At 63.6% G+C, this 26,084-nt stretch carries 30 protein-coding genes; 1 reads left to right on the plus strand and 29 read right to left on the minus strand.

The features are described from left to right. Nucleotides 1-43: 43 nt before the first annotated feature. The 26 genes from secY to rpsL form a co-directional block, all read right to left on the minus strand. Complete coding sequence (gene secY, locus XI02_RS26630; RefSeq protein ID WP_016843764.1) at nt 44-1,378, minus strand: preprotein translocase subunit SecY; 1,335 nt, start codon at nt 1,376-1,378, stop codon at nt 44-46. Between the two features lie 156 nt (nt 1,379-1,534). Further along, complete coding sequence (gene rplO, locus XI02_RS26635) at nt 1,535-2,020, minus strand: 50S ribosomal protein L15 (protein WP_018272131.1); 486 nt, start codon at nt 2,018-2,020, stop codon at nt 1,535-1,537. Between the two features lie 21 nt (nt 2,021-2,041). Continuing rightward, complete coding sequence (rpmD, locus tag XI02_RS26640) at nt 2,042-2,233, minus strand: 50S ribosomal protein L30 (protein WP_024578582.1); 192 nt, start codon at nt 2,231-2,233, stop codon at nt 2,042-2,044. Nucleotides 2,234-2,267: 34 nt separating this feature from the next. Then, nucleotides 2,268-2,843, minus strand: coding sequence for a 30S ribosomal protein S5 (rpsE, locus tag XI02_RS26645; protein WP_016843761.1), 576 nt, complete (start codon nt 2,841-2,843; stop codon nt 2,268-2,270). Nucleotides 2,844-2,901: 58 nt separating this feature from the next. Next, nucleotides 2,902-3,261 carry a 50S ribosomal protein L18 gene (gene rplR / locus XI02_RS26650; RefSeq protein WP_016843760.1) on the minus strand — a complete coding sequence of 120 codons (360 nt, stop codon included), beginning with the start codon at nt 3,259-3,261 and terminating at the stop codon, nt 2,902-2,904. 11 nt (nt 3,262-3,272) lie between these two features. Then, a complete protein-coding gene (rplF, locus tag XI02_RS26655) occupies nt 3,273-3,806 on the minus strand; it encodes a 50S ribosomal protein L6 (RefSeq protein ID WP_016843759.1) in 534 nt (177 codons plus the stop codon). Between the two features lie 14 nt (nt 3,807-3,820). Then, on the minus strand, nt 3,821-4,219 hold the full coding sequence (gene rpsH / locus XI02_RS26660; RefSeq protein ID WP_018272133.1) for a 30S ribosomal protein S8: 399 nt from the start codon (nt 4,217-4,219) through the stop codon (nt 3,821-3,823). A 16-nt stretch (nt 4,220-4,235) separates the two neighbouring features. Beyond that, nucleotides 4,236-4,541 carry a 30S ribosomal protein S14 gene (gene rpsN, locus XI02_RS26665; protein ID WP_016843757.1) on the minus strand — a complete coding sequence of 102 codons (306 nt, stop codon included), beginning with the start codon at nt 4,539-4,541 and terminating at the stop codon, nt 4,236-4,238. Nucleotides 4,542-4,587: 46 nt separating this feature from the next. After that, nucleotides 4,588-5,145, minus strand: a complete 558-nt coding sequence (gene rplE / locus XI02_RS26670) for a 50S ribosomal protein L5 (RefSeq protein ID WP_016843756.1) — start codon at nt 5,143-5,145, stop codon at nt 4,588-4,590. Then, on the minus strand, nt 5,138-5,452 hold the full coding sequence (gene rplX, locus XI02_RS26675; RefSeq protein ID WP_016843755.1) for a 50S ribosomal protein L24: 315 nt from the start codon (nt 5,450-5,452) through the stop codon (nt 5,138-5,140). The genes rplE and rplX overlap by 8 nt, the downstream gene beginning before the upstream one ends. Then, the gene (gene rplN, locus XI02_RS26680) at nt 5,452-5,820 is read right to left on the minus strand and encodes a 50S ribosomal protein L14 (RefSeq protein WP_011473865.1); all 369 of its coding nucleotides are present in this window, start codon (nt 5,818-5,820) and stop codon (nt 5,452-5,454) included. Before rplN ends, rplX begins: the two co-directional genes overlap by 1 nt. Nucleotides 5,821-5,895: 75 nt before the next feature. Further along, nucleotides 5,896-6,144 carry a 30S ribosomal protein S17 gene (gene rpsQ / locus XI02_RS26685; RefSeq protein WP_016843754.1) on the minus strand — a complete coding sequence of 83 codons (249 nt, stop codon included), beginning with the start codon at nt 6,142-6,144 and terminating at the stop codon, nt 5,896-5,898. A gap of 10 nt (nt 6,145-6,154) precedes the next feature. Next, complete coding sequence (rpmC, locus tag XI02_RS26690) at nt 6,155-6,361, minus strand: 50S ribosomal protein L29 (RefSeq protein ID WP_016843753.1); 207 nt, start codon at nt 6,359-6,361, stop codon at nt 6,155-6,157. A 5-nt stretch (nt 6,362-6,366) separates the two neighbouring features. Continuing rightward, nucleotides 6,367-6,780, minus strand: a complete 414-nt coding sequence (rplP, locus tag XI02_RS26695; RefSeq protein ID WP_018272134.1) for a 50S ribosomal protein L16 — start codon at nt 6,778-6,780, stop codon at nt 6,367-6,369. A gap of 30 nt (nt 6,781-6,810) precedes the next feature. Beyond that, complete coding sequence (gene rpsC, locus XI02_RS26700; protein ID WP_018272135.1) at nt 6,811-7,512, minus strand: 30S ribosomal protein S3; 702 nt, start codon at nt 7,510-7,512, stop codon at nt 6,811-6,813. A 20-nt stretch (nt 7,513-7,532) separates the two neighbouring features. After that, nucleotides 7,533-7,919 (minus strand): 50S ribosomal protein L22, encoded by a 387-nt coding sequence (rplV, locus tag XI02_RS26705; protein WP_018272136.1) that lies wholly within the window; start codon nt 7,917-7,919, stop codon nt 7,533-7,535. Nucleotides 7,920-7,929: 10 nt separating this feature from the next. Continuing rightward, the gene (rpsS, locus tag XI02_RS26710) at nt 7,930-8,208 is read right to left on the minus strand and encodes a 30S ribosomal protein S19 (RefSeq protein ID WP_018272137.1); all 279 of its coding nucleotides are present in this window, start codon (nt 8,206-8,208) and stop codon (nt 7,930-7,932) included. Between the two features lie 12 nt (nt 8,209-8,220). Next, nucleotides 8,221-9,054: a 50S ribosomal protein L2 gene (gene rplB, locus XI02_RS26715; RefSeq protein ID WP_018272138.1), complete on the minus strand. Its 834-nt coding sequence runs from the start codon at nt 9,052-9,054 to the stop codon at nt 8,221-8,223. A 12-nt stretch (nt 9,055-9,066) separates the two neighbouring features. Next, nucleotides 9,067-9,366 carry a 50S ribosomal protein L23 gene (locus XI02_RS26720; RefSeq protein WP_016843746.1) on the minus strand — a complete coding sequence of 100 codons (300 nt, stop codon included), beginning with the start codon at nt 9,364-9,366 and terminating at the stop codon, nt 9,067-9,069. After that, nucleotides 9,363-9,983 carry a 50S ribosomal protein L4 gene (gene rplD / locus XI02_RS26725; RefSeq protein WP_016843745.1) on the minus strand — a complete coding sequence of 207 codons (621 nt, stop codon included), beginning with the start codon at nt 9,981-9,983 and terminating at the stop codon, nt 9,363-9,365. Before rplD ends, XI02_RS26720 begins: the two co-directional genes overlap by 4 nt. Before the next feature lies 1 nt (nt 9,984). Further along, nucleotides 9,985-10,704 (minus strand): 50S ribosomal protein L3, encoded by a 720-nt coding sequence (gene rplC, locus XI02_RS26730; RefSeq protein WP_018272139.1) that lies wholly within the window; start codon nt 10,702-10,704, stop codon nt 9,985-9,987. 54 nt (nt 10,705-10,758) lie between these two features. After that, entirely contained in the window at nt 10,759-11,067 is a 309-nt protein-coding gene (gene rpsJ / locus XI02_RS26735) for a 30S ribosomal protein S10 (RefSeq protein ID WP_002712302.1), read from the minus strand. An 86-nt stretch (nt 11,068-11,153) separates the two neighbouring features. Next, nucleotides 11,154-12,344 carry an elongation factor Tu gene (gene tuf, locus XI02_RS26740; RefSeq protein ID WP_018272140.1) on the minus strand — a complete coding sequence of 397 codons (1,191 nt, stop codon included), beginning with the start codon at nt 12,342-12,344 and terminating at the stop codon, nt 11,154-11,156. A gap of 39 nt (nt 12,345-12,383) precedes the next feature. Further along, complete coding sequence (fusA, locus tag XI02_RS26745; protein ID WP_018272141.1) at nt 12,384-14,456, minus strand: elongation factor G; 2,073 nt, start codon at nt 14,454-14,456, stop codon at nt 12,384-12,386. A 30-nt stretch (nt 14,457-14,486) separates the two neighbouring features. Beyond that, nucleotides 14,487-14,957, minus strand: a complete 471-nt coding sequence (gene rpsG, locus XI02_RS26750; protein ID WP_016843741.1) for a 30S ribosomal protein S7 — start codon at nt 14,955-14,957, stop codon at nt 14,487-14,489. A gap of 15 nt (nt 14,958-14,972) precedes the next feature. After that, entirely contained in the window at nt 14,973-15,344 is a 372-nt protein-coding gene (gene rpsL / locus XI02_RS26755; RefSeq protein WP_006611834.1) for a 30S ribosomal protein S12, read from the minus strand. Between the two features lie 698 nt (nt 15,345-16,042). Here rpsL and XI02_RS26760 point away from each other — a divergent pair. Beyond that, nucleotides 16,043-17,254 carry an NAD(P)/FAD-dependent oxidoreductase gene (locus XI02_RS26760; RefSeq protein WP_018272142.1) on the plus strand — a complete coding sequence of 404 codons (1,212 nt, stop codon included), beginning with the start codon at nt 16,043-16,045 and terminating at the stop codon, nt 17,252-17,254. A 46-nt stretch (nt 17,255-17,300) separates the two neighbouring features. Here XI02_RS26760 and XI02_RS26765 read toward each other — a convergent pair whose 3' ends face one another. The 3 genes from XI02_RS26765 to rpoC form a co-directional block, all read right to left on the minus strand. Further along, a complete protein-coding gene (locus tag XI02_RS26765) occupies nt 17,301-19,334 on the minus strand; it encodes an ABC transporter ATP-binding protein (RefSeq protein WP_018272143.1) in 2,034 nt (677 codons plus the stop codon). Nucleotides 19,335-19,560: 226 nt separating this feature from the next. Beyond that, nucleotides 19,561-21,621 carry an FAD-dependent oxidoreductase gene (locus tag XI02_RS26770; protein WP_026192896.1) on the minus strand — a complete coding sequence of 687 codons (2,061 nt, stop codon included), beginning with the start codon at nt 21,619-21,621 and terminating at the stop codon, nt 19,561-19,563. A gap of 180 nt (nt 21,622-21,801) precedes the next feature. Further along, complete coding sequence (gene rpoC / locus XI02_RS26775; RefSeq protein ID WP_016847590.1) at nt 21,802-26,004, minus strand: DNA-directed RNA polymerase subunit beta'; 4,203 nt, start codon at nt 26,002-26,004, stop codon at nt 21,802-21,804. Nucleotides 26,005-26,084: the final 80 nt, after the last annotated feature.

The following is a 26,084-nucleotide window of genomic DNA, read 5'->3' on the forward strand; positions in this document are numbered from 1 at the left end:
GACGTCCGCACACCTGTGTTTTGAATTCGAAGCCGAGCCGCGATCAGCGGCGGCGGCCTCCCCTGAGCTTCGACTTCCTGATCAGCCCTTCGTACTGATGAGCGAGCAGATAGCCCTGCACCTGCGACACCGTATCCATCGTCACGCTGACGACGATCAACAGCGAGGTGCCGCCAAAGTAGAACGGGACCGATGCGTAGGAAATCAGAATTTCAGGAATCAGGCAGACGATCGCGAGATAGACCGCGCCGAGCACCGTGATGCGCGACAGCACATAGTCGATGTACTCGGCGGTGCGCTCGCCGGGCCGGATGCCCGGGATGAAGCCGCCATGCTTCTTCAGATTGTCCGCGGTCTCGGTCGGGTTGAACACGATCGCGGTGTAGAAGAACGCAAAGAACACGATCAGCGCGAGATACATGAACAGGAACAGCGGCCGGCCGTGGCTGAGCTGGGTCGTGATCCACTGGAACCATTCCGGCCCCTTGCCGGCGTTGAAGTTCGCGACCGTGGTCGGCAGCAACAGCAGCGACGAGGCGAAGATCGGCGGAATCACGCCCGAGGTATTGAGCTTGAGCGGCAGATGCGAGGACTGGCCCTCGAACATCTTGTTGCCGACCTGGCGCTTCGGATACTGGATCAAAAGCCGGCGCTGCGCGCGCTCCATGAACACGATGAAGGCGATCACGGCGACCGCCATCACGATGACGATCAGGATCAGGCCGGTCGACATCGCGCCCTGGCGACCAAGTTCCAGCATGTTGGCGAGCGCCGACGGCAATTCGGCGACGATGCCGGCCAGGATGATCAGCGAAATACCGTTGCCGATGCCGCGCGAGGTGATCTGCTCGCCGAGCCACATCAGGAACATGGTGCCGCCGGTCAGCGTGATTGCGGTCGAGATCCGGAAGAACATGCCGGGGTCGCTGACGACATTGCCGGCGCCTTCGAGGCCGATCGCGATGCCGTAGGACTGGAACAGCGCCAGGATCACCGTCAGATAGCGGGTGTACTGGTTCAGCGTCTTGCGGCCCGCCTCGCCTTCCTTCTTGAGCGCTTCGAGCTGCGGCGACACGGTGGTCAGGAGCTGCACGATGATCGACGCCGAGATGTACGGCATGATGTTCAGCGCGAAGATCGCCATGCGGTGGATGCCGCCGCCGGCGAACATGTTGAACATGCCGAGGATGCCGCCGGATTGGCTACGGAACACCTGCTCCCAGATGTTGGGATCGATGCCGGGCAGCGGGATGTAGGTGCCGAGCCGATAAACAAGCAGCGCACCCAGGGTGAACCAGATGCGCTTCTTCAGCTCGTCGGCTTTCGCCAGCTGTCCGAAATTGAGGTTGGCGGCAAGTTGTTCGGCTGCTGAGACCATGTTTCGGCTTTCTCCCGGAGCCCGCTTCGCCGGCGCCCCCAAAGAGATCAATTCCCTGGGCGCCGGCAGACACCGGACATTATCTGGTGCTCGGCCTCGATAAGTCCATCATTCGATCTGCGGATTGCCGGCGCGTCGCGGGCAATGACGCAGATGTTACGCCGCCTCGCCTTCTTCCTTGGCGGGGGCCAGGATCTTGACCGAGCCGCCGGCCTTCTCGACCGCGGCAATGGCCGACTTGGAAGCGCCGTGCACCTCGATGGTCAGCCTGGTCTTGATCTCGCCGCGGCCGAGCAGCCGCAGGCCGTCCTTGGCGCGGCGCAGCACGCCGGCCTTCACCAGCGATTCGACGTTCACCGTCGCGCTCGCATCGACCAGCTTGTTGTCGATCGCTTCCTGCAGACGGTCGAGATTGATCTCGGCGAAGTCGAGCCGGAAGATGTTGTTGAAGCCGCGCTTCGGCAGACGGCGATGCATCGGCATCTGGCCGCCTTCGAAACCCTTGATGCGGACGCCCGAACGCGCGGTCTGGCCCTTGCCGCCGCGGCCCGAGGTCTTGCCCTTGCCGGAACCGATGCCACGGCCGACACGCATGCGCTTCTTGCGCGAGCCGGCGTTGTCGGCGATATCGCTGAGCTTCATCGCCCTTCTCCTTATCTCTGCTTACTCGCCGACGACGCGGACGAGATGCTGAACCTTGCTGATCATGCCGCGAACTTCAGGGGTATCCTGCAGCTCGGCAACCCGGCCGATCTTGTTGAGCTTGAGGCCGATCAGCGTCGAACGCTGCGAGTGATGGCGGCGGATTGCGCTGCCGGTCTGCTCGACCTTGATCGTCTTGCTGGCCTTGGCCATCGTCTTGAACTCCAGAAAGCGCTGGTCGCGCGGGTTATTCCGCCACCACTTCGGCATCGCCGCCGACGCGGCGCGACTGCAGGGTGGAGACCTTGATGTTGCGGCGCGCCGCCACCGAGCGCGGCGAATCCTGATGCTTCAGCGCGTCGAACGTCGCGCGAACCATGTTGTAGGGATTCGACGAGCCGATCGACTTCGCCACCACGTCCTGGATGCCGAGCGTCTCGAACACCGCGCGCATCGGGCCGCCGGCGATGATGCCGGTACCGGCCGGAGCGGCACGCAGGTAGACGCGGCCGGCGCCGTGACGGCCGGCGATGTCGTGATGCAGCGTGCGGCCTTCACGCAGCGCGACGCGCGTCAAATTGCGCTTCGCCGATTCGGTCGCCTTGCGGATCGCTTCCGGAACTTCGCGCGCCTTGCCGTGGCCGAACCCGACCCGGCCCTTCTGGTCGCCGATCACGACCAGCGCCGCAAAGCCGAAGCGCTTGCCGCCCTTGACGACCTTCGCCACGCGATTGATGTGGACGAGCTTGTCGACGAACTCGCTGTCGCGCTCCTCGCGCTCCCTGCTCCGTTCGCGTCCGCCGCGTTCGCGTTCACCTGCCATGGTGTTTTCCAATCTCTAGGAGGCCTTGCGCCTCTTTCCTCGTCATCGTTCGTAAAGTTTAGAAGCTCAATCCGCCTTCGCGCGCCGCATCCGCGAGCGCCTTGACGCGCCCGTGATAGATGTAGGCGCCGCGATCGAACACGACTTCCTTGACACCCTTCTGCGCCGCGCGCTCGGCGAGCAGCTTGCCGACCGCCTTCGCCGCATCGATGTCGGCGCCGGTCTTGCCGGCGTCGCGCATGGTCTTCTCCAGCGACGAGGCGGAAGCGAGCGTCTCGCCCTTCTGGTCGTCGATGACCTGGGCGTAGATGTGCTTGGACGAGCGGAACACCGACAGCCGCGGACGGCCGCCTGCCGAGCGGCGAAGCGCAAGGCGCACGCGCTGCTTGCGCCGGGCATTCGTAACCTTGAGTGACATGACCGGCTCCGTTACTTCTTCTTGCCTTCCTTGCGGAAGATGAATTCGTTGGCGTACTTCACGCCCTTGCCCTTGTAGGGCTCCGGCGGACGGTAGGCGCGGATCTCGGCGGCGACCTGGCCGACGCGCTGCGGATCGTTGCCGGTGATCGTGATCTCGGTCGGCTTCGGCACCGCGATGGTGATGCCTTCCGGGATCGCGTACACCACGTCGTGGCTGTAGCCGAGCGCGAGCTGCAGGTTCTTGCCCTGCATCGCGGCGCGGTAGCCGACGCCGGTGATCTCGAGCTTCCTCTCGAAGCCCTTGGTGACGCCCTCGACGAGGTTGGCGACCTGCGCGCGCGCGGTGCCGTACATCGCCTGCGCGCGGTTGGTCTTGACCCGCGGAGCGACCTTGACCTGGCCGTTCTCGAACTTCACCTCGACGTCGTCATGCACGACGAACTGAAGCTGGCCCTTCGGCCCCTTCACCTTGACCGTCTGGCCCTCGACGGTCGCCGTCACACCCGACGGGATCGCCACCGGCCTTTTGCCGATACGTGACATCGCAATATCCTTCCTCAGAACACCGTGAAGAGAACTTCGCCGCCCACGTTGGCGTCGCGCGCCTGGTGGTCAGCCATGATTCCCTTCGGCGTCGACAACACCGAAATGCCGAGACCGTTGTTCACGCGCGGCAGGTTCTTCACCGAGGCGTAAACGCGGCGGCCCGGCTTCGACACCCGCTCGATCTCGCGGATGACGGGCTCGCCGTCGAAATACTTCAGCTCGATCTCGAGCTCGCTGCGGCCCGAGGCATGCTCGACGCTGGCGTAGCCGCGGATGTAACCCTCGGACTTCAGCACCTCGAGCACGTTGGCGCGCATCTTCGAGCCGGGGCTCGAGACCTTGGACTTGGAGCGCATCTGCGCGTTGCGGATGCGGGTGATGAGATCGCTGATCGGATCGTGCGTAGACATTGTTCCGACCCTCCCCTTACCAGCTCGACTTCACGAGGCCGGGAACCAGGCCCTTGGAGCCGAGTTCACGCAGCGCGATGCGCGAGAGCTTGTTCTTGCGATAGTTCGAGCGCGGACGCCCGGTCAGCTCGCAACGGTTGCGGATGCGCGTCGGCGACGAGTTGCGCGGCATCTCGGCGAGCTTCAGCGTCGCCGCGAAGCGCTCTTCCATCGGCTTGGTCTTGTCGGCGATGATCGCCTTCAGCTTCTCGCGGCGCGGGCCGGCGTTCTTCGCCATCCGCTTGCGCCGGTTGTTCTTCTCGACTGAACTCTTCTTTGCCATGCTTGGCTCCTGGGTATCCGCGTTTGAGTGGCTTTGGCTCAGCTACTCACTGCCGGAACGGGAAATTGAAAGCGGTCAACAAGGCACGCGCCTCGTCGTCGGTCTTGGCGGTGGTGCAGACCGTGATGTCCATGCCACGCGCTTCCGAGACCTTGTCGAAGTCGATCTCGGGGAAAATGATGTGCTCCTTGATGCCGAGCGAATAGTTGCCGCGGCCATCGAAGCTCTTCGGGTTCAGGCCGCGGAAGTCGCGGACGCGGGGCAGCGCCACGTTCACCAGGCGGTCGATGAACTCGTACATATGGGTCTTGCGCAGCGTGACCTTGCAGCCGATCGGCTGGTTCTCGCGCAGCTTGAAGGTCGCGATCGCGATCCGCGAATAGGTCACGATCGCCTTCTGGCCGGCGATCTGGGTCAGCTCGGCGGCGGCGGTCTCGGCCTTCTTGCGGTCGTTGACGGAGTCGCCGACGCCCATGTTGAGCACGACCTTGTCGAGGCGCGGCACCTGCATCACATTGGCATAACCGAACTTCTCGGTCATCATGCCGCGGATCTTCTTGTCATACTCCGCGCGCAGACGCGGCGTGTAAGCTGTATCAGCCATCGATCTCTGCTCCCGAGCTCTTGGCAACACGAACCTTCTTGCCATCGGCCTGAATCTTGAACCCGATGCGGGTCGGCTTTCCGTCCTTGCCGACATACGCAATGTTCGAAAGGTCGATCGGCATCTCCTTGGAGATGATGCCGCCTTCCTGGGTCTGGGTCTGCTTCTGGTGGCGCTTCACCATGTTGATGCCGCGAACGAGAGCCTTGTTCTCGTCCGGACGCACCTCGAACACCTCGCCGGTGCGACCCTTGTCGCGGCCGGTGAGCACCATCACCTTGTCGCCCTTGCGGATCTTGGCAGCCATCACAGCACCTCCGGCGCGAGCGAAATGATCTTCATGTGGTTCTTGGCGCGCAGCTCGCGCGGCACCGGCCCGAAGATACGGGTGCCGACCGGCTCGGACTGATTGTTGATCAGCACGGCGGCGTTGCGGTCGAAGCGGATGACCGAACCGTCGGCGCGGCGGATGTCCTTGCGGACCCGGACCACGACGGCCTTCATCACGTCGCCCTTCTTCACCTTGCCACGCGGAATGGCTTCCTTGATCGACACAACGATAACGTCGCCCACGGTGGCATAGCGGCGCTTGGAACCTCCAAGAACCTTGATGCACATGACACGGCGTGCGCCTGAATTATCGGCCACGTCGAGGTTGGTCTGCATCTGAATCATTGATGCACCTCGTCCTCTTTCTGCGCTTAAGCGCGCTCAAAATTTCCCTGAATTCCCTCGGCCAGGCCGAATTAATCAGGCCGTTTTCTTGTGTTCGCCCCGGACCACGGTCCAGCGCTTCAGCTTCGAGATCGGCTTCGATTCCTCGATCCAGACCATGTCGCCCGGCTTGAACTGGTTGTTCTCGTCGTGCGCGTGGTAGTTCTTGGAACGGCGGATCGTCTTCTTGTAGATCGGGTGGGTGAAGCGGCGATCGACGCGCACCACGATGGTCTTGGCTTGCTTGTCGCTGACGACCACGCCCTGCAGAGTACGTTTCGGCATAGCTGGCCCCTTACTTCTTCTTCGCGCGCTGCTGGGCAGCGATGGTCTTGATACGAGCGATATCGCGGCGGGCTTCCCGCATCCGCGAGGTGTTCTCCAGCTGCCCGGTGGCGCGCTGGAAACGCAGGTTGAAGCGCTCCTTCTTCAGGTTCAGGATCGCGTCTTCCCGCTGGTCGTCGCTCATCGCGCGAATGTCTTCAACTTTCATCTCGGCCATGGCGATTACTCCGCAATGCGCGCAACGAAGCGCGTCTTGATCGGCAGCTTGGCGGCGGCGAGCGACAGCGCTTCCTTCGCGGTCTGCACCGGCACGCCGTCGATCTCGAACATCACGCGGCCCGGCTTGATCCGGACCACCCACAATTCCGGGGCACCCTTGCCGGAGCCCATGCGGACTTCGGCGGGCTTCTTCGACACCGGCACGTCCGGGAACACGCGGATCCAAACGCGGCCGGCGCGCTTCATGTGACGGGTCAGCGCGCGGCGGGCGGCTTCGATCTGACGGGCGGTGACGCGGTCAGGCTCCATCGCCTTGAGGCCGAACTGGCCGAACGCCAACGTCGCGCCAGAGGTCGCAACGCCGTGGATACGGCCCTTATGCGCCTTCCGGAACTTCGTTTTCTTAGGTTGCATCATGGCTTTAAGCCCTCAAATTCCTGCTTTGCCTCAAGCGGCGTCGCGGCGCGAACGCGGCGTGTTGTCGCCCTCGGCCATCTTCTTGTCCTGGGCCATCGGATCGTGCTCGAGGATCTCGCCCTTGAAGATCCAGACCTTGACGCCGCAGGTGCCGAAGGTCGTGAACGCGGTGGCAACGCCGTAGTCGACGTCGGCGCGCAACGTGTGCAGCGGCACGCGACCTTCGCGGTACCACTCCATGCGCGCGATTTCGGCGCCGCCGAGACGGCCCGAGCAGTTGATACGGATGCCCTCGGCACCGAGACGCATCGCCGACTGCACGGCGCGCTTCATGGCGCGGCGGAACGCGACGCGGCGCTCGAGCTGCTGGGCGATCGATTCAGCGACCAGGGTCGCGTCGAGCTCCGGCTTGCGGATTTCGACGATGTTGATCACGACGTCCGACGAGGTGATGTCGGCGACCTTCTTGCGCAGCTTGTCGATGTCGGCGCCCTTCTTGCCGATCACGACGCCCGGACGGGCCGAGTGGATCGTCACGCGGCACTTCTTGTGCGGACGCTCGATAACGATGCGGGCGACGGCCGCCTGCTTGAGCTCCTTGTGCAGGATCTCGCGGATCTTGACGTCCTCGTGCAGGAGCTTGCCGTATTCCTGCTTGCCGGCGAACCAACGGGAGTCCCAGGTCCGGTTGATGCCGAGACGCAGCCCGATTGGATTGATCTTTTGACCCATCGTCTTCTCCTGCGCCCTTCTTAAGCGCTTGCCTCGGCCTCGACCTGACGAACCACGATGGTCAGGTGCGAGAACGGTTTGAACACACGGCCCGAACGGCCACGGCCGCGCGGAGCAAAACGCTTCATCACGATGCCGTTGCCGACATGCGCCTCGGCAACGACGAGATCGTCGACATCGAGGTCATGGTTGTTCTCGGCGTTGGCGATCGCCGATTCCAGGCACTTCTTGACGTCGACCGCGATCCGCTTGCGCGAGAACTGCAGGTCGGCGAGCGCAGCGGACGCCTTGCGGCCGCGGATCAGCTGCGCCACCAGGTTGAGCTTCTGCGGGCTGACGCGCAGCATGCGGGCGACGGCCTTGGCCTCATTGTCCGCGAGGCTACGTTCGCGCTTTGGTTTGCTCATCGTCTATTCCTCAAGCCTTCTTGGCTTTCTTGTCGCCCGAGTGGCCGTGGAAGGTCCGGGTCGGCGAGAACTCGCCGAACTTGTGACCCACCATTTCCTCGTTGATCGCCACCGGCACATGCTTCTGGCCGTTGTAGACACCGAAGGTCAGGCCGACGAACTGCGGCAGGATGGTGGAGCGGCGGCTCCAGATCTTGATGACGTCGTGACGGCCGGACGCGCGGGCGGCATCTGCCTTCTTGAGCAGAGAACCTTCGACGAACGGGCCTTTCCAGACTGAACGAACCATGTCCGGCGTTCCTTACTTCTTCCGCTTGTGGCGGCTGAGGAGAATGAATTTGTTGGTCGACTTGTTGGTGCGGGTCTTCTTGCCCTTGGTCGGCTTGCCCCACGGAGTAACCGGGTGGCGACCGCCCGAGGTACGACCTTCACCACCGCCGTGCGGGTGATCGATCGGGTTCATGACGACGCCGCGGTTGTGCGGACGCCAGCCGAGCCAGCGGGTACGACCGGCCTTGCCGATCGAGATGTTCATGTGATCCGGGTTCGAGACCGCGCCGATCGTGCCGCGGCAACGGCCGTGCACCAGACGCTGCTCACCCGAGTTCAGACGGATGATCACGTAGTCCTGGTCGCGGCCGACGATCTGGGCGTAGGTGCCGGCGGAGCGCGCCAGCTGGCCGCCCTTGCCGATCTTGAGCTCGATGTTGTGCACGATCGTGCCGACCGGCATGTTGCCGAGCGGCATGACGTTGCCCGGCTTGACGTCGACATAGTTGCCGGCGACGACGGTGTCGCCCGCTGCCAGGCGCTGCGGCGCCAGGATGTAGGCCAGCTCGCCGTCCTGATACTTGATCAGCGCGATGAACGCGGTGCGGTTCGGATCGTACTCGAGCCGCTCGACGACCGCCGGCACGTCCACCTTGTCGCGGCGGAAGTCGACGGTGCGGTAGGCCTTCTTGTGGCCGCCGCCGCGGAAACGCACGGTGATGCGACCGGTGTTGTTGCGACCGCCATTACCGAGCTTGCCCTCGGTCAGGGTCTTCACCGGCTTGCCCTTGTAGAGCGCCGAACGATCGACCATGACCAGCTGGCGCTGGCCCGGCGTCGTGGGATTAAAGGTTTTCAATGCCATCGTCGTTGCGCCTTATAGTCCGGTAGTCACGTCGATGCGGTGGCCCTCTTCCAGGGTCACGATCGCGCGCTTGGTATCCGACTGCGAGCCGAGATTGCCGCGGAACACCTTGGTCTTGCCCTTGCGAACGAGCGTGTTGACGCTCTTCACCTTGACATCGAACAGCTTCTCGACCGCTTCCTTGATCTGCGGCTTGGTGGCCTTGCCGGCGACCTTGAACAGCACCTTGTTGTGCTCGGAGGCGAGCGTCGCCTTTTCCGTCACGACCGGCGAGATGATGACGTCGTAGTGGCGCGGATCGATGTTCTTCATTTGAAGCGCGCCTCCAGCGCATCAACCGCAGCCTTGGTCAGCACCAGCTTCTGGCGGCGGAGAATGTCGTAGACGTTGATGCCCTGGATCGGCAGCACGTCGATGTTCGGAATGTTGCGGGCCGCGGTCGCGAAACCGGCGTTCAGCTCGGCGCCGTCGATGATCAGCGCGTTGGTGAGCCCGAGGCCGGAGAAGTGACCGAGCAGCGCCTTGGTCTTCGCGGCCTCGAGCTGCGCATTGTCGATCACGATCAGCCCGCCGTCCTTGGCCTTGGCCGACAGCGCATGCTTCAGCGCGAGCGCGCGCACCTTCTTCGGCAGGTCGGTCGCGTGCGAGCGAACAACCGGACCGAACGCACGGCCACCGCCGCGGAACTGCGGCACGCGGGCCGAGCCGTGACGGGCGCCGCCGGTGCCCTTCTGCTTGTACATCTTCTTGCCGGTGCGCCAGATCTCGGCGCGGCCCTTGGCCTTGTGGGTGCCGGCCTGACGCTTGTTCAGCTGCCACTGCACACAGCGCTGAATGATGTCGGCACGCGGCTCGAGACCGAAGATCGCGTCCGAGAGCTCGACGGATCCGGCGTCCTTGCCTTCAAGGGTCGTGACTTTCAATTCCATCTCACACGCCCTCCTTCTCGGCCACAGCCTCGGCAGCTTCGCCACCTGCAACCTTGAACTTGCCGGGCTTCGGGGCTTCCTTCGGCAGCGGCTTCTTGACGGCGTCGCGCACCGAGATCCAGCCGCCCTTGGAGCCGGGAACGGCGCCTTCGACGAGGATCAGGCCGCGCTCGACATCGGTCGAAACCACGCGCAGATTGAGTGTGGTGATGCGGTCGACGCCCATGTGACCGGGCATCTTCTTGTTCTTGAAGGTCTTGCCGGGGTCCTGACGACCACCGGTCGAACCGATCGAACGGTGCGAGATCGACACGCCGTGGGTGGCGCGCAGACCGCCGAAATTCCAGCGCTTCATGCCGCCGGCAAAGCCCTTGCCGATCGAGGTGCCGGTCACGTCGACAAACTGGCCGACCACGAAATGGTCCGCCTGGATTTCCGCGCCGACCGGGATCAGCGCGTCCTCGGACACGCGGAACTCGGCGACCTTGCGCTTCGGTTCGACCTTGGCGACCGCGAACTGGCCGCGTTCGGCCTTGGGCATGTACACGGTCTTGCGGGCGCCCGAGCCGAGCTGAAGAGCGACATAGCCGTTCTTCTCGGTCGTGCGGTGGCCCAGCACCTGGCAGTTGCCCAACTTCAGCACGGTCACAGGGATATGCTCGCCGGTCTCCGTAAAGACCCGCGTCATCCCGACCTTTTGTGCGATCACTCCGGAGCGCATCGGCGTGCTTCCTGTCTTTCTGTCCGCAAGCGGCGGACGTAAAAATCCAAAACCTTAGAGCTTGATCTCGACGTCGACACCGGCGGCCAGGTCGAGCTTCATCAGCGCATCGACGGTCTGCGGGGTCGGGTCGACAATGTCGAGGAGGCGCTTGTGGGTGCGCATCTCGAATTGCTCGCGGCTCTTCTTGTCAACGTGCGGCGAACGGTTGACGGTGAACTTCTCGATGCGGGTCGGCAGCGGAATCGGTCCGCGAACCTGCGCACCGGTGCGCTTCGCCGTGTTCACGATCTCGCGGGTCGACGTATCGAGGATTCGATGGTCGAACGCCTTGAGACGGATGCGAATATTTTGGCCGTTCATTGCCGTATTCTTTCTTTAGTGAGTGGCGAGTAGCGAATAGCGAATGGAGTGACCCACTCGCTACTCGCCATTCCCTATTCGCGTAGTTACTCGATGATCGCGGCGACGACGCCGGCGCCGACGGTGCGGCCGCCTTCGCGGATCGCGAAGCGCAGCTTCTCTTCCATCGCGATCGGCACGATCAGGTGCACTTCCATCGCGATGTTGTCGCCCGGCATCACCATCTCGGTGCCTTCCGGCAGGTGCACGACACCGGTCACGTCGGTGGTGCGGAAGTAGAACTGCGGACGGTAGTTGGTGAAGAACGGGGTGTGGCGACCGCCCTCTTCCTTGGTGAGGATGTAAGCCTCAGCCTTGAACTTGGTGTGCGGCTTGACCGAACCGGGCTTGCACAGCACCTGGCCACGCTCAACTTCCTCGCGCTTGGTGCCGCGGAGCAGCGCACCGATGTTGTCGCCAGCCTGGCCCTGATCGAGCAGCTTGCGGAACATTTCGACGCCGGTGACGATGGTCTTCTGGGTGTCGCGGATACCGACGATTTCGATTTCCTCGCCGACCTTGATCACGCCGCGCTCGACACGGCCGGTGACGACGGTGCCGCGGCCCGAGATCGAGAACACGTCTTCAACCGGCATCAGGAACGGCTGGTCGATCGGACGCTCCGGCTGCGGGATGTACTCGTCGACGTTGCGCATCAGCTCGAGGATGGCGTCGTGGCCGAGCTTCTTGTCCTTGTCCTCGAGGGCGGCGAGCGCCGAGCCCTTGATGATCGGGATCTTGTCGCCCGGGAATTCGTACTTCGAGAGCAGCTCGCGGACTTCGAGCTCGACGAGCTCGAGCAGCTCCGGATCGTCGACCATGTCGCACTTGTTGAGGAACACGACGAGCGCGGGCACGCCGACCTGGCGGGCGAGCAGGATGTGCTCGCGGGTCTGCGGCATCGGGCCGTCAGCAGCCGACACGACCAGGATCGCGCCGTCCATCTGCGCGGCACCGGTGATCATGTTCTTCACGTAGTCGGCGTGGCCGGGGCAGTCGACGTGGGCGTAGTGGCGGTTGGTCGTCTCGTACTCGACGTGAGCGGTCGAGATCGTGATGCCGCGGGCCTTCTCTTCCGGCGCCTTGTCGATCTGGTCGTAGGCGGTGAACGTCGCGCCGCCGGTTTCTGCGAGCACCTTGGTGATCGCTGCGGTCAGCGAGGTCTTGCCATGGTCGACGTGACCGATGGTGCCGATGTTGCAGTGGGGCTTGTTACGTTCGAATTTAGCTTTGGCCATTTGACTCTCCGTTCAATCGTTGACTGCCATCAACGACAATCAGGCAAACTTCTTCTGGACTTCAGCCGACACGTTCGCCGGAGCTTCGGCGTAGTGATCGAACTGCATGGTGAAGGTCGCGCGACCCTGGCTCATCGAGCGCAGGTTGTTCACGTAACCGAACATGTTCATGAGCGGCACCATCGCGTTGATGACGTTGGCGTTGCCGCGCATGTCTTGGCCCTGGATCTGGCCGCGCCGGGAATTCAGGTCGCCGATGACCGAACCGGTGTAGTCTTCCGGGGTCACCACCTCGACCTTCATGATCGGCTCGAGCAGAACGGACTTGCCCATCTGCAGCGCCTCGCGGAAGCAGGCGCGCGTGGCGATTTCGAAGGCCAGCGCCGACGAGTCGACGTCGTGGAACTTGCCGTCGATCAGCTGCACCTTGACGTCGACGATCGGGAAGCCCGCGACCACGCCGGAGGACAGCACGCTCTCGAGACCCTTCTCGACGCCGGGGATGTATTCCTTCGGAACCGCGCCGCCGACGATCTTCGATTCGAACTCGTAGCCCTTGCCGGCTTCGTTCGGCTCGACGATCAGGGTGACGGCCGCGAACTGGCCGGTACCGCCGGTCTGCTTCTTGTGGGTGTAGCTGTGCTCGACCCGCTTGGTGACACGCTCGCGGAACGCCACCTGCGGCGCGCCGATATTGGCGTCGACCTTGTAGGTGCGCTTGAGGATGTCGACCTTGATGTCGAGATGCAGTTCGCCCATGCCCTTGAGGATGGTCTGGCCGGACTCGTGGTCGGTCGACACGCGGAAGGACGGATCCTCCGCGGCGAGCTTCGCCAGCGCCACGCCCAGCTTCTCCTGGTCGGCCTTCGACTTCGGCTCGATCGCGATCTCGATCACCGGCTCCGGGAATTCCATCTTCTCGAGGATCACCGGCTTGTTGGGATCGCACAGCGTGTCGCCGGTGCGCGCTTCCTTCAGGCCGGCCAGCGCGACGATGTCGCCGGCATAGGCTTCCTTGATGTCCTCGCGGTTGTTCGCATGCATCAGCAGCATCCGCCCGATCCGCTCCTTCTTCTCGCGGGTCGAGTTGATGACGCCGGTGCCCGACTGCAGGATGCCGGAGTAGATGCGGCAGAAGGTGATGGTGCCGACGAAGGGGTCGTCCATGATCTTGAACGCGAGCAGCGCCAGCGGCTCCTTGTCGTCCGCCTTGCGCACGACCTCGTTGCCGTCCTCGTCGGTGCCCTTGATCGCGGGCACGTCGATCGGCGACGGCAGGTAGTCGACGACGGCGTCGAGCAGCGGCTGCACGCCCTTGTTCTTGAACGCGGAGCCGCACAGCACCGGATAGAACGCGCCGGTCAGCACGGCCTTGCGGATCAGGCGCTTCAGGGTCGCCTCGTCCGGCTCCTTGCCGTCGAGGAACGCAGCCAAAGCGTCGTCGTCGAGTTCGACGGCGGCTTCCACCATCTTCTCGCGATACTCCTTGGCCTGCTCGACCAGATCTTCCGGAATGTCGACATAGTCGAACTTGGCGCCGAGCGATTCATCGTTCCAGATGACGCCCTTCATCTTCACGAGGTCGACGAGACCCTTGAAGTTGTTCTCGGCACCGATCGGCAGCTGGATGGCGATCGGCTTGGCGCCGAGGCGGTCGACGATGTCGGACAGGCACTTGAAGAAGTCGGCGCCGGTCTTGTCCATCTTGTTGGCGAAGACGATGCGCGGAACCTTGTACTTGTCGCCCTGGCGCCAGACGGTCTCGGTCTGCGGCTCGACACCCTGGTTGGAGTCGAGGACGCAAACGGCACCGTCGAGCACGCGCAGCGAACGCTCGACCTCAATGGTGAAGTCGACGTGGCCGGGGGTGTCGATGATGTTCAGGCGCTTGCCGTTCCAGAACGCGGTGGTCGCAGCCGAGGTGATCGTGATGCCACGCTCCTGCTCCTGCTCCATCCAGTCCATCGTCGCGGCACCTTCGTGCACTTCGCCGATCTTGTGGCTCTTGCCGGTGTAATACAGGATGCGCTCGGTGGTCGTGGTCTTGCCGGCGTCGATATGCGCCATGATACCGAAGTTGCGGTAGTCCTCGATGGCATGTTGGCGGGGCATGAGACTGTTCCTTAAATTCCGTTGTTCGCCTTACCAGCGATAGTGCGAGAACGCGCGGTTGGCTTCCGCCATCCGGTGCACGTCTTCACGCTTCTTGACGGCGTTGCCGCGATTGTTCGAGGCGTCGAGCAGCTCCGCCGAGAGACGCTCGGTCATGGTCTTCTCGTTGCGCTCGCGGGCGGCCGAGATCAGCCAGCGGATGCCGAGCGCCTGACGGCGCACCGAACGGACTTCGACCGGAACCTGGTAGGTCGCGCCGCCGACGCGGCGGGAACGAACCTCGATGGTCGGCATCACGTTCTCGAGCGCCTGCTCGAACACGCCGAGCGGGTTCTGCTTGGTCTTGGCCTCGATCATGCCGAGCGCACCGTAGACGATGTTTTCGGCAACCGACTTCTTCCCGGCGTACATCACCGAGTTCATGAACTTCGTAATGATGATGTTCCCGAACTTCGGATCCGGAAGAACTTCACGCTTCTCGGCAGAATGGCGACGCGACATCTGATCGGTTCCCGCTTACTTCGGACGCTTCGCGCCGTACTTCGAACGACGCTGCTTACGGTTCTTGACGCCCTGGGTATCCAGCACGCCGCGGAGGATGTGGTAGCGCACACCGGGCAAGTCCTTGACGCGGCCGCCGCGGATCATGACCACCGAGTGCTCCTGCAGGTTATGGCCTTCACCCGGGATGTAGCCGATCACCTCGAAGCCGTTGGTCAGGCGCACCTTGGCGACCTTACGAAGCGCCGAGTTCGGCTTCTTCGGGGTCGTGGTGTAGACGCGCGTGCACACGCCGCGCTTCTGCGGCGACTGCTGCAGCGCCGGCACCTTCTTACGCGACTTCTGCACTTCACGCGGATTTGCGATCAGCTGGTTGATCGTCGGCATGCAGCCTTCACCCTTTAGTTCGCGCGAAAACCTTGAATGGCTCCGCAAATTTCTTCTCAGGACTAGCCGTCCCGCACGGCCCACTCGACACGGAACAAACAACCGCGCAAAGCGAAATCGCGCCAACCACTCATCGCTGAGCGGAAAGCGCATCGACGCCACAGAGGACCGCGATCCCGAACCGATCAGCGTTCGCTGTTCGGTCCGCCACCGAGGTCATGCATCCGAAATCACTCTCAAGAGGACGTGCTCAAGAGAACTAATATCGTCCTGGCATTGCCTAGCTATCATCGACAGCGTTTGAGCGGCATTCGTCGAGGTTGGTGCCCGTCCGGCTCCTCAAAAAGGGCCTTCGGGTGTTCCGTTCCGACGCTGGCGTAGCTCACCGCCTGTCGTTAAGTGGGCGCCTTGTATAATCGAGAGATAGTGAAGTCAAGCAAAACGACAAGCAAAGAAACGCCTCTGGCACTTGCGGATTTCGCATTTCGCCGAGGTTCGGCGCAAGCGAAATGTGACCGCCAACCAACCTCCCCGCGCCCATCATCCGAATCTTCGGGCGCGTGCGGAATCACATTATATCCGGGTAAAATATGAATAGAAACAACTCTCCCCAAGTTAGTCCCGAAGGCAAACTTCGAAACTAAGCCTTTATTTGCCATTCGCAGCGCAAAAATCGGGGTCACAGCCACGGAATTCTCATGCGGTACACCGACATCGCGATCATCGGCGGCGGTCTTGCGGGCTCGACCGCAGCCGCCATGCTCGGCCGTGCCGGGATACCGACGGTCCTGATCGACCCCCACCAGGTCTATCCGTTCGATTTCCGTGTCGAAAAGATCGGCGGCGACCTCCAGCTCGAGCGATTCGCCAGGACCGGCCTTGCCGAGTCGGTGCTCCGCTCGGCGACACTGGACGGCGAGAACTGGATCGCGCGATTCGGCCGGTTGCTCGACCGGCAGCCGAGCCGGCAATACGGCATCATGTACGACGCGCTGATCGCTGCGATTCGGAACGAGATCGCCGGGCCGGCGGAATTCGTCTGCGACAAGGTGATCAACGTCGCGACCAGCTCCGAGCGGCAGCGGCTCGTGCTTGCCGATGGCGAGGAGATCTCGGCGCGCCTTGTGGTGCTTGCCAACGGCCTGAACGTCGGACTGCGCCGGATGCTGGGCATCGAGCGCCTGGTCACGAGCTTCTGCCACTCGATCTCGCTCGGGTTCGACTTCGTCCCCGTCGGCCGCCCCGCCTTCCCGTTCGCGGCCATGACCTATTTCTCGGAGCGGCCGAGCGACCGCATCCCCTACATTACGCTGTTTCCGGTCGGAGACCGGATGCGCGCCAACCTCTTCACCTATCGCAAGGCCGACGATCCCTGGCTGCGGGCGATGCGGCGCAATCCGGTCGAGACGCTGAACGCCGCGCTGCCGCGGCTGCGCCGGCTCACCGGCGAGTTCGACATCGCGGGCGATATCAAGATCAGGCCCGCCGACATCTATGTCAGCACCGGCTATCGGCAGGCCGGCATCGCGCTGGTCGGTGATGCCTTCGCCAGCACCTGCCCCGTCACCGGAACCGGCACCGACAAGGTCTTCACCGACGTCGTCCAGCTCTGCAACGTCCACATCCCGGCCTGGCTGTCGACCGACGGCATGGGCGAGGAGAAGATCACCGCGTTCTACGATGATCCGGTCAAGACCGCCTGCGACGCCTGGTCGAACGCCAAGGCATTCAGCTTCCGCGAGGTGTCGGTCGGCAGCGGGCCCACCTGGCAGGCCCAGCGCTGGGCACGCTTTTTCGGCTATCTCGGCCGCGGCTGGCTGCGCCGGCTGCACAACCCCGCGGCGGCGGCGTCAACGACGCGGCCGGCCAATCACTTCCGGCAACGTCCGCAAGCCGCTGACCGGGCGTAAAAGTAAAATCTACCGCTCGGCCATCGCCCGCGACGCGGCGCGGGCCTCACGCCTCCTCATCCTCGTCTTCGTCCTCATCTTCATCATCGTCATCATCCGCGTCGTCGGCGTCCTCGTCGTGATTCAGATGTCCCTGATCGTCCCACAGCTTGCGATAGACGCCGTTGCGGGCGAGCAGTTGCTCGTGCGAGCCGCGTTCGATCGCCCTGCCGCCGGAGATCACGATGATCTCGTCCATCTCGACCACCGAAGTCAGGCGGTGCGTCGACCAGATCATGGTGCGGCCCTTGGCGACCTTGAGCAGCGTCCGGTTGATCGCAGCCTCCGTGGTCTGGTCGAGCGCCGAAGTCGCCTCGTCGAGCAGCAGAACGGACGGGTTGCGGATGATCGCGCGCGCGATCGCGATGCGCTGGCGCTGGCCGCCCGACAGGGTATCGCCGCGCTCGCCGACCGGCGTGTCGTAGCGCTGCGGCAGGCTCATGATGTAGCGATGAATCTCGGCCTTCCGGGCGGCGTCCTCGACCTCCGCGTCGGTCGCGCCTTCCTTGCCGAGCCGGATGTTCTCGCGGATCGACATGTTGAACAGCATGTTCTCCTGGAACACGACCGCCATGTTCGCCCGCAGCGACTCGCGCGTCACCCGGCGGATATCGACGCCGTCGATGGCGACGCGGCCCTCGTCCGGCACGTAGAGCCGCAGGATCAGGTTGATCAGCGTGCTCTTGCCCGAGCCGCTGGGACCGACGATCGCAATGCTCTTGCCGGCATTGAGCTTGAGGCTGAGATTGTCGAGCACCGGCGTCTGCGCCCCCTCATACTGGAAGGTGACGCGATCGAAGGAGATGTCGTTGGTGATGCGCGGCAGATCCGGCGCGCCGGGACGGTCGGCGCCGCGGGTCGGCTCGTCGAGCAGTTCCTGGATGTGCCGCACCGCTGCCGCCGACTGGATCGACACCGGGATGAAGTGCATCAGATGGGCGATGTTGTACGACACCTCCCAGAACGCACTCTCGAAGGTCACGAAGGTGCCGACGGTGATCTGCCCCTTGGTGGCGAGATAGGCGCCGATCGCCAGCACCACGAGGTGGAGCAGCAACACCGCTATGGTGACGGTGCGCTCCACCATGGTCGACAGGAACATGGCTGACGCGGCCTTGGCCCGGACGTCGCGGTTGCGCATCGTGAACCAGCCGAGCGCCCGGCGCTGCAGATTGAACGCCTTCACCACCGCCTGGGCGGCAACGTTCTCCTGCACGATTCCGAGCAGCGCGGCTTCGTTCTGCTTCTGCTCGTAGTTGGCCTGCACCGCCTTCGGCGTCAGGATGCGCGGCCCGATCAGGGTGATCGGAAACACCAGCAAGGCGACCACGGCAAGCTGCCAGTTCAGGAACAGCATCAGGATGATGCCTGCGACCAGCTCGAGGCCCGGCAGCGCCGCGCTGTTGGCAAAGGTCTTGACCGAGCCCTCGAACGCCGAGAGATCGATCGAGAAGCGCGACAGGATCTCGCCGCGCTTGGTGCGCGCGAAATAGGCCGACGGCAGGTTCTGGACATGGTCGAACAGCCGCGTCCGCACGTCGGCGATGATGCCGGCGGCGAGCCGCGCATCCCAGCGTTCGTACCAGACCGCGATGATCGAGGTGACGATACCGGCCACCGCGAGCACGCCGAGGATCTTGTAGAGGGCTCCGAAGTCCTCCTCGCCGAGCGCGTCGTCGATCAGGAATTTCAGGCTGAGCGGCATGATGACGTTGAACAACGTCTCGACCAGCACGCCGAAGGCGACGCAGGCGAACGGCTTCTTGTAGTTCGCCAGGATCGGTCTGACGAAGCCAAAGATCGTGGAGAGCGCGCCGGCGGCTTCCTTGGCGGTGAAGACGACGAGGTCCTCGTCATCATCGTCGTCATCGAGCTCGAACTCGTCGTCCGCGTCCTCATCCTCTTCGTCGTCAGCCGGCGCCGCGGCTGGCTTTGTGGAGGCGGCCGCCGCGGGCGGACCGGACGCGGGCTTCTTCTTCAGCTCGGGATCGTCGGCCGCCGCTCTCGTCGGATCGTCTGATGCAGGAGGTTTTGGCGCCATGAAACCAACCGATGCTCCACGGCCGGCATGACCGCAAATCGAAACCGCAGCTGATAACACTGCGGCCGCAATTCTATGCGATCATGACGAATTCGGCAAAGCGTTTGGAACGGCCGACGCGCCGCCGCACGCTCGCGCGGAATCGCGGAGCACAGCATTGCCGCCGTTTGACAGCTGGTCGACACAAGGCCGGTCGCCTGGCGGCAAAGGCTTCCGCTCGGTGCCGCTAGTCGTCGAGGTCGGCTTCGACCTTGTCGAAGAAGGAATAGCGCAGGCTGTCGGAGTCGGCGTACCACTGCCCCGGCCCCTTGTTGGCGGCCAGCGTCAATGTCCACAGCGCATCGGTGCAGTCGCGGCGGTGCATCGACAGGTCGAAGCCGTTGCCGAAGAACAATTCCGACCACTCCCACCAGGTGCCGAGCTTCTTCACCCCGCGCAGCAGGTCGTAGCGATCGATCACCGCCGGCGCCATGTCGGAGGTCACCGACGCGAACACGACGCCGGTCTTGACCACGCGGTTGAGCTCGCGCACCCCGCGCACGACCTGCTTCTCGCCGAGATGGCACAGCGAGGTCTCGAACACGAAGTCGAACTCGTTGGCCTTGAACGGCATGTCGGCGATCGAGCCGAGCTTGTTGTACTTCTTGAGCGCCTTAGGCGTCTTGCCGTGGATGTAGCGGTTGTTCTCGATGCCCCAGGCATCGATGCCACGTTCGCGCAGCGCGCCGACCAGTTCGCCGCTGGCGGAGCCGGCGATCAGCAGCTTGTAGCCCTTCGCCCTGCCCCACACCGTCTTGATCAGGTCCGTCAGATAGGCGGGGTCGGTGAAGTTGCGCCAGGCCTCGCTGTAGGGCCCGGCGCCGCGATAATTGTCGAAATAGCTGCGATCGATCTTGTCGGACAGCGCGCCCTCGTCCTGCGCGCGGGCGCGGCGCAGCCGCATCATCTCGGTGAGGATGATGTCGGTCGCGGCATCGGAGGAATCGAGCAGCCCGTTCAGCGTCGAATCGAACAGATAGTCGCCGACCACCACGATGCCGGGGTGCTCCTTCGGCTCCGGGCGGTGGTTGGTCATGACGTCGCGCACCGGCAGGCCGCCCGGCAGCGCGTTGACCGACGACAGCCAGCGATGGATCTTGCCTTCCAGGAAATGCTCGCGCGCATCGCCGAGCGAGGCCGGCAGCGACTTCAACGCGGCGTCGATCAGCTCCTGGTCGCTGAGATTGGCGAAGGCAAGCGCATCCGAGCCTGCGATCAGCCAGTTCAGCACGCCGTGCTTGCCGACATCGTGGCGCGCGCCCTCATTGTAGACGCAGCAGCCGCCGAACGCTTCCGACATGAACCAGGCGCCCGGGATCTTCTCGCCCCAGAACGGCTCGTCGAACAGGATCGAGACCCGCAGATAATGCGCGGGCCGGTCGAAATAGGCGACGTGCTTGACCATCGACTTGCGCAGCTGTTCGCCGTCCCAGCGCATGGTCGCGAGCCAGGAGTGCGGCAGGCAGACCAGCACGAGATCGAAGTCGCGCGTCTCCGGCCCCTTGCCGTTCATCATGTTGAGCTGGTAGCGGCCATCGGCGGTCTTGCCGACCTTGAGCACACGATGGTTGAGCTGGATGTCGGCGCTGACTTCCGAACGCAGACAATCGATCAGCTGCTCGTTGCCGTTCTGGATCGAATACAGGCCGATATAGCCGTCGACGTCCATCACGTAGTTCTTCAGCGCGTTGAGGCCGTTGGTGTTGTGGCTCTCGGTCGCGATGTCGGAACGCGCCATCACCTTGAAGAAACGCTTGGCGGTCGCGTCCTCGACCTCCTCGTCGAGGACCTGCTCGGCGGTCTTGTAGGCCCACGGGTGTTCGTTGTCGTGGGCGCCGACGCCCTCGTAATATTCGATCGGCGACACCAGGTCGCTGCAGCGCCTGCGGAACGCCTCGATCGCGGCCGCGGTCTTCGCCCCGTATTTGCGGCGCATGCCGGGAACGTCGGCGAGCAGCTCGCCGTCGAGCTGCACCTGCTCGGCATCCATCGGGATCGTCTGCAGGCCGAAATGCTGGATCAGCTCGCGCAGCGGGTCCGGCCCCGTCATCGAGTAATCATAGATCTCGGCGACGCCGGCCTCATACATCGCGGGCGCAGTGTCGAATTTGCGCGTGACGATCTTGCCGCCGAGGCGGTTCGACGCCTCGAAGATGGTAACGCGGCAGAGGTCGCCGAGTTTGCGCTTCAAATACCAGGCGCTCATCAGCCCCCCGGGGCCGCCGCCTACGATAGCCAAGTCGAGCATATGGATTCCGTCGTCTCCGGCGCGAGCCAAACAGCCGGTCTAAGTCACCCTAGCAAAGGCACTTTTTTGCCTGAAGGAAAGATGAACAAACTGCGTCCCTGCACCGCAGCAAGCAAAGAAAGCAGCAAAAAGGCCGGCTAAACGCCGGCCTTCTCGCCATACCCGTAGTCTTGCGGATGCCTATTCCGCGGGCGGCAGCGCCAGCGGCTCCGCTTCCGGAGCCGTCGGCACGATCGCCGCCTGCTGCTTCTCGCGCTCGTCGAGGATCAGCTTGTCGCGCTTGACCGCGACTTCGCGGATCCGCGCCATCGAGGCGCCGGTGCCGGCCGGGATCAGGCGGCCGACGATGACGTTCTCCTTGAGGCCCTCGAGCGGGTCCACCTTGCCGTTGACGGCAGCTTCGGTGAGCACACGCGTGGTCTCCTGGAACGAGGCCGCCGAGAAGAAGGAGCGGGTCTGCAAGCTCGCCTTGGTGATGCCGAGCAGAACCGGCGTACCCGTGGCGGGCTTCTTGCCCTCCTCCTTGGCCTTGGTGTTGAGCGCGTCGAACTCGATCTTGTCGACCTGCTCGCCCGAGATCATGTCGGTGTCGCCCTGATCGGTGACCTCGACCTTCTGCAGCATCTGACGGACAATCACCTCGATGTGCTTGTCGTTGATGAGCACGCCCTGCAACCGGTAGACCTCCTGGATTTCGTTGACCAGATAGGCAGCGAGTTCCTCGATGCCCTTGATCGCCAGGATGTCGTGCGGCGCCGGATTGCCTTCGACGATGAAATCGCCCTTTTCGACGATATCGCCGTCCTGAAGGTGGATGTGCTTGCCCTTCGGGATCAGGTACTCGCGCGGCTCCTCGGTCTTGTCCATCGGCTCGATCGAGATGCGGCGCTTGTTCTTGTAGTCGCGGCCGAAGCGGATCGTTCCCGCCGTCTCCGCGATGATCGCCGCATCCTTCGGCTTGCGAGCCTCGAACAGTTCCGCCACCCGCGGCAGACCGCCGGTGATGTCACGCGTCTTGGCGCTCTCGGTCGAGATGCGCGCCAGGATGTCGCCGGGCATCACCTTGCCGCCGATGTCGACCGACAGAATGGCGTCGACCGACAGCATGTAGCGGGCATCGCCGCCACGCGCGAGCTTCATCACCTTGCCGTCCTTGCCCTTGACCACGATGGCCGGACGCAGGTCCGAGCCGCCGCGCGTCGTGCGCCAGTCGATGACCACGCGCTTGGCGATACCGGTCGATTCGTCGAGCGTTTCCGAGATCGACTGGCCTTCGACCAGATCCTCGAAACCGATCGTGCCCTCGACTTCGCTCAGCACCGGGCGGGTGTAGGGATCCCACTCGGCGATGCGCTGGCCGCGCTTGACCATGTCGCCTTCGTCAACGTGCATCTTCGAACCGTACTGGATACGGTGGGTCGCACGCTCGGTGCCGTCGGCATCGACGATCGCAACGACCATGTTGCGCACCATCGCGACCAGGCTGCCTTCGCTGTTGCGGGCGATCGCCTTGTTCCTGATCACGATCTTGCCGTCGAAGTTCGATTCGACGAACGACTGCTCGTTGAGCTGCGCGGCGCCGCCGATGTGGAACGTGCGCATCGTCAGCTGCGTGCCGGGCTCACCGATCGACTGCGCCGCGATGACGCCGACGGCCTCACCGTGGTTGACCGGCGTGCCGCGAGCCAGATCGCGGCCGTAGCACTTGGCGCAGATGCCGTTGATCAGCTCGCAGGTCAGCGCCGAGCGGATCTTCACTTCCTGGATGCCGGCCTGTTGGATCGCATCGACGTGGCTCTCCTCCATCAAGGTGTCACGCTTGATGATGACCTCGTTGGTGGCGGGATCGCGCACGTCATCGCAGGCCACGCGGCCCAGGATGCGCGAACCGAGCGAGGCGACCACGGTGCCGGCGTCGACGATGGCGCGCATCTTGATGCCGAGCGTGGTGCCGCAATCGGTCTGCGTGATGATGCAGTCCTGCGCGACGTCGACCAGACGGCGGGTCAGGTAGCCCGAGTTCGCGGTCTTCAACGCGGTGTCCGCGAGGCCCTTGCGGGCGCCGTGGGTCGAGTTGAAGTACTCGAGCACCGACAGACCTTCCTTGAAGTTGGAAATGATCGGCGTCTCAATGATCTCGCCCGACGGCTTGGCCATCAGGCCGCGCATGCCGGCGAGCTGGCGCATCTGGGCCGGCGAACCACGCGCACCGGAGTGCGCCATCATGTAGATCGAGTTGATGTCGGCATCCGCGCCCGCTGCCGTCTTCTTGGTGGACGAGATCTCCTTCATCATCGCCTTGGCGACTTCTTCACCGGCCTTCGACCAGGCGTCGACGACCTTGTTGTACTTCTCGCCATGGGTGATCAGGCCGTCATTGTACTGCTGCTCGAAATCCTTCGCCAGCGTACGGGTCTGATCGACGATCTTCCACTTCGACGCCGGCACGACCATGTCGTCCTTGCCGAACGAGATGCCCGCCTTGAAGGCGTTGTAGAAGCCGAGCGCCATGATGCGGTCGCAGAAGATCACCGTCTCCTTCTGACCGCAGTGCCGGTAGACCTGATCGATCACGCCGGAAATCTCGCGCTTGGTCATCAACTTGTTGATGATGTCGTACGAGATCTTCGGGTTCTTCGGCAGCAGGTTGCCGAGCATGACGCGGCCCGCGGTGGTTTCGATCCAGCGCTTGGACTGCTTGCCTTCCTCGTCGAGGCCTTCCCACCGGTACTTGATCTTGGTGTGGAGGTGGATGACCTTCGAATGCAGGGCGTGCTCGAGCTCGGCCATGTCGCCGAAGATCTTGCCCTCGCCGGGCAGGCCTTCGCGCATGATCGAGACGTAGTAGAGGCCGAGCACGATGTCCTGCGACGGCACGATGATCGGCTGGCCGTTCGCCGGATGCAGGATGTTGTTGGTCGACATCATCAGGACGCGCGCTTCCAGCTGCGCTTCGAGCGACAGCGGAACGTGCACGGCCATCTGGTCGCCGTCGAAGTCGGCGTTGAAGGCGGCGCAGACCAGCGGATGCAGCTGGATCGCCTTGCCTTCGATCAGCACCGGCTCGAACGCCTGGATGCCGAGGCGATGCAGCGTCGGCGCGCGGTTGAGCAGCACCGGATGCTCGCGGATCACCTCGTCGAGGATATCCCAGACCTCCGGACGCTCCTTCTCGACCAGCTTCTTGGCCTGCTTCACCGTAGTGGACAGGCCCTTGGCGTCGAGCCGCGAGTAGATGAACGGCTTGAACAGCTCGAGCGCCATCTTCTTCGGCAGGCCGCACTGATGCAGGCGCAGCTCGGGACCGACCACGATCACCGAACGGCCGGAATAGTCGACGCGCTTGCCGAGCAGGTTCTGGCGGAACCGGCCCTGCTTGCCCTTCAGCATGTCGGCCAGCGACTTCAGCGGGCGCTTGTTGGCGCCGGTGATGACGCGGCCGCGGCGGCCGTTGTCGAACAGTGCGTCGACGGCCTCCTGCAGCATGCGCTTTTCGTTGCGGATGATGATGTCGGGCGCACGCAGCTCCATCAGCCGCTTCAGGCGGTTGTTGCGATTGATGACGCGGCGGTACAGGTCGTTGAGGTCGGAGGTCGCGAACCGGCCGCCGTCCAGCGGCACCAGCGGACGCAGGTCCGGCGGAATCACCGGCACGACCGTCATGATCATCCATTCCGGCTTGTTGCCGGAAACGCGGAAAGCCTCGACGATCTTCAGACGCTTGGCGAGCTTCTTGTGCTTGATGTCGGAGTCGGTCTCCGCCATGTCGGCACGCAGCGTTGCCTCGAGCTTCTCGAGCTCGAGCCCCTTGAGCAGCTCGCGGATCGCCTCCGCGCCGATCATGGCGGTGAAGGAATCCTGGCCGTACTCGTCCTGCGCCTTCAGATACTCGTCTTCCGACAGCAGCTGACGGTCCTTCAGCGCGGTGAGACCCGGCTCGAGCACGACGTAGTATTCAAAGTACAGGATCCGCTCGAGATCCTTCAGCGTCATGTCGAGCAGGAGGCCGATGCGCGAGGGCAGCGACTTCAGGAACCAGATGTGGGCGACCGGCGCCGCCAGCTCGATATGGCCCATGCGCTCGCGCCGGACGCGCGACAGCGTCACCTCGACCGAGCACTTCTCGCAGATGATGCCCTTGTACTTCATCCGCTTGTACTTGCCGCACAAGCACTCGTAGTCCTTGATCGGCCCGAAGATGCGCGCGCAGAACAGGCCGTCACGCTCCGGCTTGAAGGTGCGGTAGTTGATGGTCTCCGGCTTCTTGATCTCGCCGTAGGACCAGGACAGAATCTTCTCCGGAGACGCGATCGAAATCCGGATCTGGTCGAAGACCTGGGCCGGGGTCGTCGGATTGAAAAGATTCATAATCTCTTGATTCATGGTCTTCTCCTCGCGTGCCGATCGTCACCGGCAGCAAATTCGAAAGTTTTATTCAGCGCGCGCCCCACTCAACGTCCGAG

Source organism: Bradyrhizobium sp. CCBAU 21365, from assembly GCF_015291305.1.
GTDB classification, from domain to species: Bacteria; Pseudomonadota; Alphaproteobacteria; order Rhizobiales; family Xanthobacteraceae; genus Bradyrhizobium; species Bradyrhizobium elkanii.

Excerpts from the sequence above, each read along its gene's own strand:
- secY (WP_016843764.1), bottom strand. The coding sequence starts at position 1,378 with ATGGTCTCAGCAGCCGAACAACTTGCCGCCAACCTCAATTTCGGACAG.
- rplO (WP_018272131.1), bottom strand. The coding sequence starts at position 2,020 with ATGAAGCTCAGCGATATCGCCGACAACGCCGGCTCGCGCAAGAAGCGC.
- rpmD (WP_024578582.1), bottom strand. The coding sequence starts at position 2,233 with ATGGCCAAGGCCAGCAAGACGATCAAGGTCGAGCAGACCGGCAGCGCA.
- rpsE (WP_016843761.1), bottom strand. The coding sequence starts at position 2,843 with ATGGCAGGTGAACGCGAACGCGGCGGACGCGAACGGAGCAGGGAGCGC.
- rplR (WP_016843760.1), bottom strand. The coding sequence starts at position 3,261 with ATGTCACTCAAGGTTACGAATGCCCGGCGCAAGCAGCGCGTGCGCCTT.
- rplF (WP_016843759.1), bottom strand. The coding sequence starts at position 3,806 with ATGTCACGTATCGGCAAAAGGCCGGTGGCGATCCCGTCGGGTGTGACG.
- rpsH (WP_018272133.1), bottom strand. The coding sequence starts at position 4,219 with ATGTCTACGCACGATCCGATCAGCGATCTCATCACCCGCATCCGCAAC.
- rpsN (WP_016843757.1), bottom strand. The coding sequence starts at position 4,541 with ATGGCAAAGAAGAGTTCAGTCGAGAAGAACAACCGGCGCAAGCGGATG.
- rplE (WP_016843756.1), bottom strand. The coding sequence starts at position 5,145 with ATGGCTGATACAGCTTACACGCCGCGTCTGCGCGCGGAGTATGACAAG.
- rplX (WP_016843755.1), bottom strand. The coding sequence starts at position 5,452 with ATGGCTGCCAAGATCCGCAAGGGCGACAAGGTGATGGTGCTCACCGGC.
- rplN (WP_011473865.1), bottom strand. The coding sequence starts at position 5,820 with ATGATTCAGATGCAGACCAACCTCGACGTGGCCGATAATTCAGGCGCA.
- rpsQ (WP_016843754.1), bottom strand. The coding sequence starts at position 6,144 with ATGCCGAAACGTACTCTGCAGGGCGTGGTCGTCAGCGACAAGCAAGCC.
- rpmC (WP_016843753.1), bottom strand. The coding sequence starts at position 6,361 with ATGGCCGAGATGAAAGTTGAAGACATTCGCGCGATGAGCGACGACCAG.
- rplP (WP_018272134.1), bottom strand. The coding sequence starts at position 6,780 with ATGATGCAACCTAAGAAAACGAAGTTCCGGAAGGCGCATAAGGGCCGT.
- rpsC (WP_018272135.1), bottom strand. The coding sequence starts at position 7,512 with ATGGGTCAAAAGATCAATCCAATCGGGCTGCGTCTCGGCATCAACCGG.
- rplV (WP_018272136.1), bottom strand. The coding sequence starts at position 7,919 with ATGAGCAAACCAAAGCGCGAACGTAGCCTCGCGGACAATGAGGCCAAG.
- rpsS (WP_018272137.1), bottom strand. The coding sequence starts at position 8,208 with ATGGTTCGTTCAGTCTGGAAAGGCCCGTTCGTCGAAGGTTCTCTGCTC.
- rplB (WP_018272138.1), bottom strand. The coding sequence starts at position 9,054 with ATGGCATTGAAAACCTTTAATCCCACGACGCCGGGCCAGCGCCAGCTG.
- XI02_RS26720 (WP_016843746.1), bottom strand. The coding sequence starts at position 9,366 with ATGAAGAACATCGATCCGCGCCACTACGACGTCATCATCTCGCCGGTC.
- rplD (WP_016843745.1), bottom strand. The coding sequence starts at position 9,983 with ATGGAATTGAAAGTCACGACCCTTGAAGGCAAGGACGCCGGATCCGTC.
- rplC (WP_018272139.1), bottom strand. The coding sequence starts at position 10,704 with ATGCGCTCCGGAGTGATCGCACAAAAGGTCGGGATGACGCGGGTCTTT.
- rpsJ (WP_002712302.1), bottom strand. The coding sequence starts at position 11,067 with ATGAACGGCCAAAATATTCGCATCCGTCTCAAGGCGTTCGACCATCGA.
- tuf (WP_018272140.1), bottom strand. The coding sequence starts at position 12,344 with ATGGCCAAAGCTAAATTCGAACGTAACAAGCCCCACTGCAACATCGGC.
- fusA (WP_018272141.1), bottom strand. The coding sequence starts at position 14,456 with ATGCCCCGCCAACATGCCATCGAGGACTACCGCAACTTCGGTATCATG.
- rpsG (WP_016843741.1), bottom strand. The coding sequence starts at position 14,957 with ATGTCGCGTCGCCATTCTGCCGAGAAGCGTGAAGTTCTTCCGGATCCG.
- rpsL (WP_006611834.1), bottom strand. The coding sequence starts at position 15,344 with ATGCCGACGATCAACCAGCTGATCGCAAATCCGCGTGAAGTGCAGAAG.
- XI02_RS26760 (WP_018272142.1), top strand. The coding sequence starts at position 16,043 with ATGCGGTACACCGACATCGCGATCATCGGCGGCGGTCTTGCGGGCTCG.
- XI02_RS26765 (WP_018272143.1), bottom strand. The coding sequence starts at position 19,334 with ATGGCGCCAAAACCTCCTGCATCAGACGATCCGACGAGAGCGGCGGCC.
- XI02_RS26770 (WP_026192896.1), bottom strand. The coding sequence starts at position 21,621 with ATGCTCGACTTGGCTATCGTAGGCGGCGGCCCCGGGGGGCTGATGAGC.
- rpoC (WP_016847590.1), bottom strand. The coding sequence starts at position 26,004 with ATGAATCAAGAGATTATGAATCTTTTCAATCCGACGACCCCGGCCCAG.